The sequence below is a fragment of the Deinococcus pimensis DSM 21231 genome, assembly GCF_000519345.1.
GTDB lineage: Bacteria > Deinococcota > Deinococci > Deinococcales > Deinococcaceae > Deinococcus_A > Deinococcus_A pimensis.
Window position 1 is genome coordinate 5,960 of the sequence record NZ_KI912642.1, and the last position, 6,738, is coordinate 12,697.

General features: G+C 70.2%; 6 protein-coding genes and 1 pseudogene. 1 reads left to right on the plus strand and 6 read right to left on the minus strand.

What is annotated here, in order from left to right:
• The 6 genes and pseudogenes from DEIPI_RS30530 to DEIPI_RS0111590 all read right to left on the minus strand — a co-directional run.
• A pseudogene (locus DEIPI_RS30530) lies at positions 1-200 on the minus strand (CHAD domain-containing protein); the annotation flags it as partial.
• Between the two features lie 184 nt (positions 201-384).
• Positions 385-1,830, minus strand: coding sequence for a cysteine--tRNA ligase (gene cysS, locus DEIPI_RS0111570; protein ID WP_027481879.1), 1,446 nt, complete (start codon positions 1,828-1,830; stop codon positions 385-387).
• A gap of 217 nt (positions 1,831-2,047) precedes the next feature.
• Positions 2,048-3,562 carry a glycine--tRNA ligase gene (locus DEIPI_RS0111575; protein ID WP_027481880.1) on the minus strand — a complete coding sequence of 505 codons (1,515 nt, stop codon included), beginning with the start codon at positions 3,560-3,562 and terminating at the stop codon, positions 2,048-2,050.
• A gap of 457 nt (positions 3,563-4,019) precedes the next feature.
• Positions 4,020-4,583 (minus strand): YcjF family protein, encoded by a 564-nt coding sequence (locus tag DEIPI_RS0111580; protein ID WP_027481881.1) that lies wholly within the window; start codon positions 4,581-4,583, stop codon positions 4,020-4,022.
• Between the two features lie 111 nt (positions 4,584-4,694).
• Complete coding sequence (locus tag DEIPI_RS0111585; protein ID WP_027481882.1) at positions 4,695-5,486, minus strand: ABC transporter permease subunit; 792 nt, start codon at positions 5,484-5,486, stop codon at positions 4,695-4,697.
• The gene (locus tag DEIPI_RS0111590; RefSeq protein ID WP_027481883.1) at positions 5,476-6,378 is read right to left on the minus strand and encodes an ABC transporter ATP-binding protein; all 903 of its coding nucleotides are present in this window, start codon (positions 6,376-6,378) and stop codon (positions 5,476-5,478) included. Before DEIPI_RS0111590 ends, DEIPI_RS0111585 begins: the two co-directional genes overlap by 11 nt.
• Before the next feature lie 229 nt (positions 6,379-6,607).
• Here DEIPI_RS0111590 and DEIPI_RS42235 point away from each other — a divergent pair.
• On the plus strand, positions 6,608-6,738 hold a 131-nt coding region (locus DEIPI_RS42235), incomplete at its 3' end, for a penicillin acylase family protein (RefSeq protein WP_425387850.1).

Genomic DNA, 6,738 nt, shown 5'->3' on the forward strand with positions numbered 1-6,738 from the left:
TCATGGTCCCGCACGGGCGCCACCGCGCGCCGCAGGTCCCGCCAGCCCCGACGCACCTTCCTGCGCCCCCCGGCCACCGCCAGTTCCGCCTGCACCTTGCGCGTCAGCTTGCGCGCCTCGTGGACCGCCTTCACGTCGCCCGCCTCCAGCGCGGGCCACAGCGATTCCAGCTGACGAAGTCGTTTCGACGAGGAAGTCATGCCACATCAAAGCGGGACGCGCGCGGCCCCGACTGTCGCGCGCGTCCCATTGAACACCCCATGAAATTAATTTCTTGCGGCCCCTCGCTTCTGCCTGGGGCTTTGACGCATCTCTCCACTCATGGCGTCGTACGCTCGGGGACGGCCCCTCGCTTCTGCCTGGACCGTCCACGCGTCTCTCCACTCATTTTTTCCAGCGTGTTCCCGTCGGCGTGTCCTCGATCGTCACGCCCGCCGCCGTGAGGCGTTCGCGCAGCGCGTCCGCCTCCTTCCACTGCTTCTGCAAGCGGTAGTGGCGGCGCGCCTCCAGCACGAGCTCCATCAGGGCGTCCACGAGCTCGCCCTCGTCCTGCGCCGCGCCCGCCGCGCCCGACTCCGCGAAGAGGCCCAGCACGTTCCCGCCGAGCTCCCGGTACGCGTCCCGGGCGCGCGTGAGGGCCGCGCGGCCCACGTCGCCCGCGAGGGCCGCGTTCACGTCCCGCGTGAGGTCGAACAGGGCCGCCACCGCGCGTGGCGTGTTGAAGTCGTCGCTCATCGCCTCCTCGAACGCGCGGACGTGCGCGTCGATCCTCGCGGTGAGGTCCGGGTTCTGAACGTCGGGCGCGTCCACGAGACGGCGCTCCACCTCGCGGTACGCGTCGCGCAGGCGGGCGTAGCCGTTCCGGGCGCTCTCGAAGGCGTCCTCGTTCATCTCCGTGACGCTGCGGTAGTGGCTCGACACGAGCAGGAAGCGCACCACCATCGGATCGACCCGCTCGAAGAGCTCGCGCAGGGTCGTGAAGTTGCCCTTGCTCTTGCTCATCTTCTCGCCGCCGATGGTCAGCATGTTGTTGTGCATCCAGTAACGCGCGAAGCCGTGCCCGGCCGCCTCGGCCTGCGCGATCTCCGCCTCGTGGTGCGGGAACTCCAGGTCCATGCCGCCGCCGTGGATGTCGAAGTTCTCCCCGAGGTACTTCAGGCTCATCGCGCTGCACTCGATGTGCCAGCCCGGGAAGCCCTCGCCCCAGGGGCTCTCCCAGCGCATCAGGTGTCCGCGCTCCGCGCGCTTCCACAGCGCGAAGTCACGCGGGTCGCGCTTCTCGTCGCGGACGTCCTCGCGCGTGCCGACCTCCTGATCGTCGAGCCTGCGGCCCGAGAGCTCCCCGTAGCGCGGCCACGAGCGCACGTCGAAGTACACGCTGCCGTTCGACTCGTACGCGTGTCCCGCCGCGATGAGTTCCTCGATGAGGCGGATCTGCTCCGGGATGTGTCCGGTCGCGCGCGGGTTGATGGAGGGCCGCAGGACGTTCAGGCGGCCCATGTCGTCCACGAAGCTCCAGAAGTACTTGTCGGCGATCTCCATCGGTTCGAGCTTCTCCAGCGCGGCGCGCCGGGCGATCTTGTCCTCGCCGTCGTCCGCGTCGTCCACGAGGTGCCCGACGTCCGTGACGTTGCTGACGTAACGCACCTCGAAACCGGCGTGCGTGAGGTAGCGGCGCACCACGTCGAACGCCACCTCCTTTTTCGCGTGCCCGAGGTGCGCGTCGCTGTACACCGTGGGTCCGCACAGGTACATGCCGACCTTGCCGGGCACGGCGGGCTCGAAGCGGACCTTCTGGCGTTGTTTCGTGTCGTACAGGTGGATGTCCATGCGGCCTCCGGGGCAAAAAGGGACCGCCGCGCAACCAGGGTCGCGCGGCGGCACGGCGAGCGTGTCCTCCGCTAGGGGTGCAGACAGCGCGTCGCGTTCATGAACCCAGCATAGCAGAGACGCGAGGACGCCCCTGGCCCGAACGCCCGGGCCGTCCCGGGCGGCGAAGTCCGGAGACGCGGGAGCGGGGCCTCCGCAGGGCGGAGGCCCCCCGCCCTCAACGCAGCCGTTCGCGGATGAGGTTCGCGAGGTCCTTGATGGCCACGCGCTCCTGGCTCATGGTGTCGCGGTCGCGGACGGTGACGGTGTCCGTCAGGGCCGCGTCGTCGCCCTTGCCGATCGTGTCGAAGTCGATGGTGACGCAGAAGGGCGTGCCGACCTCGTCGTGACGGCGGTAGGCCTTGCCGACGTTGCCGCTGTCCTCGAAGAGGATGCGGCCGAGTCCCAGCGCCTGCAGTTCCTGCTTGACCGAGCGGGCCTTCTCGACGATCTCGGGACGGTTGCGGGCGAGCGGGATGACGGCCACCTTGATGGGCGCGAGGTGCGGGCGGAGCCTGAGCACGATGCGTTCCGTGCCGTTCTCCAGCGTCTCCAACGCGTATGCCTCGGAGAGCACCGCGAGCATCGCTCGGTCCACGCCCGCCGAGGGCTCGATCACGAAGGGCACGATGGGCTTCTGCGTGTCGGGGTGCGCGATGGTGAGCTTCGCGACGCTGTCCTCGTTCGGGAGGACGCTGGCGGTGAGTCCGAGCTCCTCCTGGCCCTTGGTGTGGCTGCCGAGGTCGAAGTCGGTGCGGTTCGCGATGCCCTCGATCTCCTCGTAGCCCAGCGTGGGGTAGTCGTACATGAGGTCGTAGGTGCGCTTGGAGTAGTGCGCGAGGTCCTCGCGGGGCACGTCGAGGATCTGGATCTTCTCGCGCGGGACACCCTGCGCCTCCCACCACGCGAGGCGCGCGGCGAGCCACTTCTCGTGCCACTCCTCGTCCGTGCCGGGCGCGCAGAAGAACTCGATCTCCATCTGTTCGAGCTCGCGGACGCGGAAGATGAAGTTGCGGGGCGTGATCTCGTTGCGGAAGGCCTTGCCGATCTGCGCGATGCCGAAGGGCAGGCGGCGCGACGTGCTGTCCACGACGTTCTTGAAGTTCGTGAAGATGCCCTGGGCGGTCTCGGGACGCAGGTAGCCGTAGCTGTCGTCGTCCGCGACGGGCCCGATGGTCGTCTTGAACATCATGTTGAACGGGCGCGGCTCGGTCCAGTCGCCGACCTCGCCGCTGAAGGCGTCACGCACGCCGGCCGAGACGAGCGCGGCGCTCGCGCGCGCGGGGTCCTTCACCATCGCGGCGACGAGCGCGGCGAAGTTCTCCACGGACTGGCCCATGGCCTCCGCGACGGCCCCCTGCACGGCGGGCTTCTGGTCCTTCACGAGGTGGTCGAGGCGGTAGCGCTTCTTGGTCTTGCGGTTGTCCACCATGGGGTCGGAGAAGGTGGCCTCGTGACCGCTGTGGCGCAGCACCATGCGGTGCATGATGATGCTCGCGTCGAGGCCCTCCATGTCGTCACGCTCGTAGACGTTCGTGCGCCACCACGCGGCCTTGATGTTGTTCTTGAGCTCGACGCCGAGCGGGCCGTAGTCGTAGAAGCCCTGCAGGCCCCCGTAGATCTCGCTGCCCTGGAAGATGAACCCACGGCGCTTGCACAGACTGACCAGTTCCTCCATCGATTGCGCGGGCATGAACCCTCCTCTCCCGGCCGCGTCCGCGCGCCGGGAAAAGAAGAACCCCAGGCGGCTTCGGTCGGCCACCTGGGGACGAGCACGCGGCCCGCGGTTCCACCCCAGTTCCACGGGAACACCCCGCGGCACTTTTGATGTTGGTTTCGGTGCTCCCCGCCGCCCTTCCCGGACCCCGTGCCGCCGGGCTTCCACCGTCCCCGACTCGCTCGTTGCCGATCTTCCGGTACTCCTGCGGATCAACGCGACCCCATAGTAGCAGAGACGCGTGAACGGTCCAGGCATGAGCGAGGAGCCGTCCCCGCCATGAGTGGAGAGACACGTTGACGCACGAAGCAAAAGGATCGGACCGCTCCGATCCGTACGACGGCAGAGCGTACGAAGCCAAAGCGCCGACGGCCCCTCCCACGCCCACCGAGACGCGCCGACCTTTCTCGGGGTCGGCGCGTCCTCTCCCGCGTCAGTTGATCTGGCCGTCGTCCTTCTTCTCGGTGGCGCGGCTTCGCAGTTCCTTGGCGAGTTCGCCGAGCGCGTCGACGGTGGGTTTCTCGACGGTCTTGAGGGCCCCGCGGGCGACCTGTTTCTGTTCGACCTTCTCGAAGGGGAGGCCGCTGATCCTGGCCTGGAAGTAGCGTTCGGCGACGCGGCCGAGGGCGAAGGTCCAGCCGTACACGAGGGGCGCGGTGACGACGCCGCCGATGACGGGCGCGATGGTCTTGATGACGCCGCGCATGACCTGCCGGGCGACCATGCCGTACACGACGGTGGCGCCGAGTTCCTGGACGATGTCGCGGGCGCGTTCGGGGGTGATGTCGAAGCCGTGGATCTTGCCGATGTGCAGGACCATCTTGGCCTGGACGGGGGTGATGAGGAGGATGTCGGCGAAGGGGATGGGTTCGACGGCGATGGCGCCCGCGAGGAGGGCGGCGGACTTGATGACCTCCTCGGTGTTCTGTTCGCGGCTCTTCTTGGGGTCGACGTCGAAGCGGAAGTTCTCGAGGACTTGTTTGAGCAGGGGGAGCATGTGGACCTCCGTGTGGGCTGGTGTCGGGTACGCGGGCGCGCGCCCGGGAGTTTCCCGCACTCTACGCGCGCCCGCCCGGGGTTCGCCTTCACGGGGTCTGTACCGTGCGCCTCAGCGGAGGTCGCGGCGGACGAAGCGGGGCGCGCCGAGCAGCACGAGCACGGCGCCGGCGGCGAGCAGCACGAGGGCGCCCGTGGGGTGGGGCGTGCCGCGGAAGGGGCTCTCGCCGATGGCGTACCAGAAGGGCGAAACGCCTCGCAGGGCGCGCAGCGCCTCCACCTGCGGGGAGAGGCTGTGATCGAGGTAGCTGGCGAGCGTGACCCCGGCGGCGACGCCGGAGGCGAGGCCGGGGCGTCCGGTGGCGCTCCCCACGGCGAGGGCGAGCGCGCCGAGCGTCCACGCGAGGCCCGTGACCGCCAGGGTGGCGAGGGCGAGGCGTCCGAGGGGGAGGTCGGCGTCGACGAGCCGCGCGCCGATCGCGGTGCTCAGGAAGACGGTGAGGCCGAGCAGGGCGAGGTTCGCGCCGAGCGCGAGGGTACGGCCGAGCAGCAGTTCGGTGCGGGTGACGGGCTGCGCGAGGAGGAGTTCGAGGCGGCCGTCCTGCTCGTCGCCCGCGACGGCGCGGGTGCCCGCGCGGACCGCGTAGATGATGAGGGTGAGGGGGAGCAGCAGGCTGAACATGCGCGCCCAGGCGTACCCGCCGGGCGAGATGAAGTCCTCCACGCCGAAGGCCGCCCTGAGCGCGGCGGGGAGGCGGTCGACGAAGCCCGCGATGTCGGGGCTGGAGCGGATGGTGGGGTAGAACGCCCACGTCACGGCGGCGTACAGGGCGAGGCCGAAGGCCCACCAGAGGGTGCCGCGCAGGTCGCGGCGGACCTGTTCGCGGAGCAGTTCAGGCCACATGGTGGTCCTCCTGGTAGTAGCTGAGGAAGGCCTGTTCGAGGTCGGGTTCGCTGCCGCGCAGGTCGAGGACGGTGTGCGCGGCGAGGGCCTTGACGAGGGCGTCGGCGCCGCCGTCGAGGACGCAGCTGAGGGTGTCGCCGCGCACGCGGACGTCGCGGACGCCGCTCAGGCGGGCGAAGGCGGCCTCCGGGACGGGTTGGGCGAAGCGGACCTCGACGCGGTGCGGGAGACGGGCCTTGACCTCGGCGACGCCGGAGACGGTGACGAGTTCGCCCGCGCGGATGATGCCGACGCGGTCGGCGATCCGGTCGACCTCCGCGAGGACGTGCGAGGAGAGGAAGACGGTGCGGCCCTCGGCGCGGGCCTCGCGGAGGATGGTGAGGACCTCCTCCTGCACGAGGGGGTCGAGGCCGTCGGTGGGTTCGTCGAGGATGAGGAGGTCCGGGCGGCCCTGCAGGGCGAGCAGCAGGCCGACCTTCTGCTTGTTGCCCTTGGAGAGCGTGCCGACGCGCCGCGTGAGGTCGAGACCGAGCCGCGCGGCGAGCTCGTGGGCGTAGGCGCGGTCGAGGTGGCCGCGCAGGCGGCCGACGAGGTCGGAGAGCTCCGCGCCCGTGCGGTCGGGGTCGAGGTGCAGTTCCCCGGGGAGGTAGCCGACGCGGGCGCGCAGGTCGCGGGCGCGGGTGCGGACGTCCACGCCGAGCACCTCGCCTTCCCCGGCGGTGGGGCGCAGGAAACCCAGGAGGGTGCGGATGGTGGTGGTCTTGCCCGCGCCGTTCGGGCCGAGGAAGCCGAAGATCTCGCCGCGCTCGACGGTGAGGTCGAGGGGCCGCAGACCCACGCCGCGTGGGTAGAGCTTGGCGAGGCCGCGTGTGACGATGACGTGTTCGGGCATGAGCTGCTCCTTCGGGGAGGGAGGCGCGGTGGGAAAAAGCATGGTGGAGCCGTCTTGCAGGCTCCACCAGTTCGGCCTGTGGGGGCCGGTCCCGTCGCGTTTGACCTGACTCTACTCCCGCGCTCATGGCAGTTCAAGACGGCCCGCGCCCTCGGCACGATGGCGTAGCGCTCCCGCGCGCCCGGTAGGGTGAGGTGTGCTGAACTCTGAGAACGCCGCACCCGCCGAGGTGCTGTGGGACACGTGGGGCGTGCCGCACGTGTACGGTCCCGACGACGCCACCGTCTTCCGGGGGCTGGGCTGGGCGCAGGCGCGCGCGCACGGGCGCCTGCTCGTCCGGCTGTACGCGCTCGCGCGGGG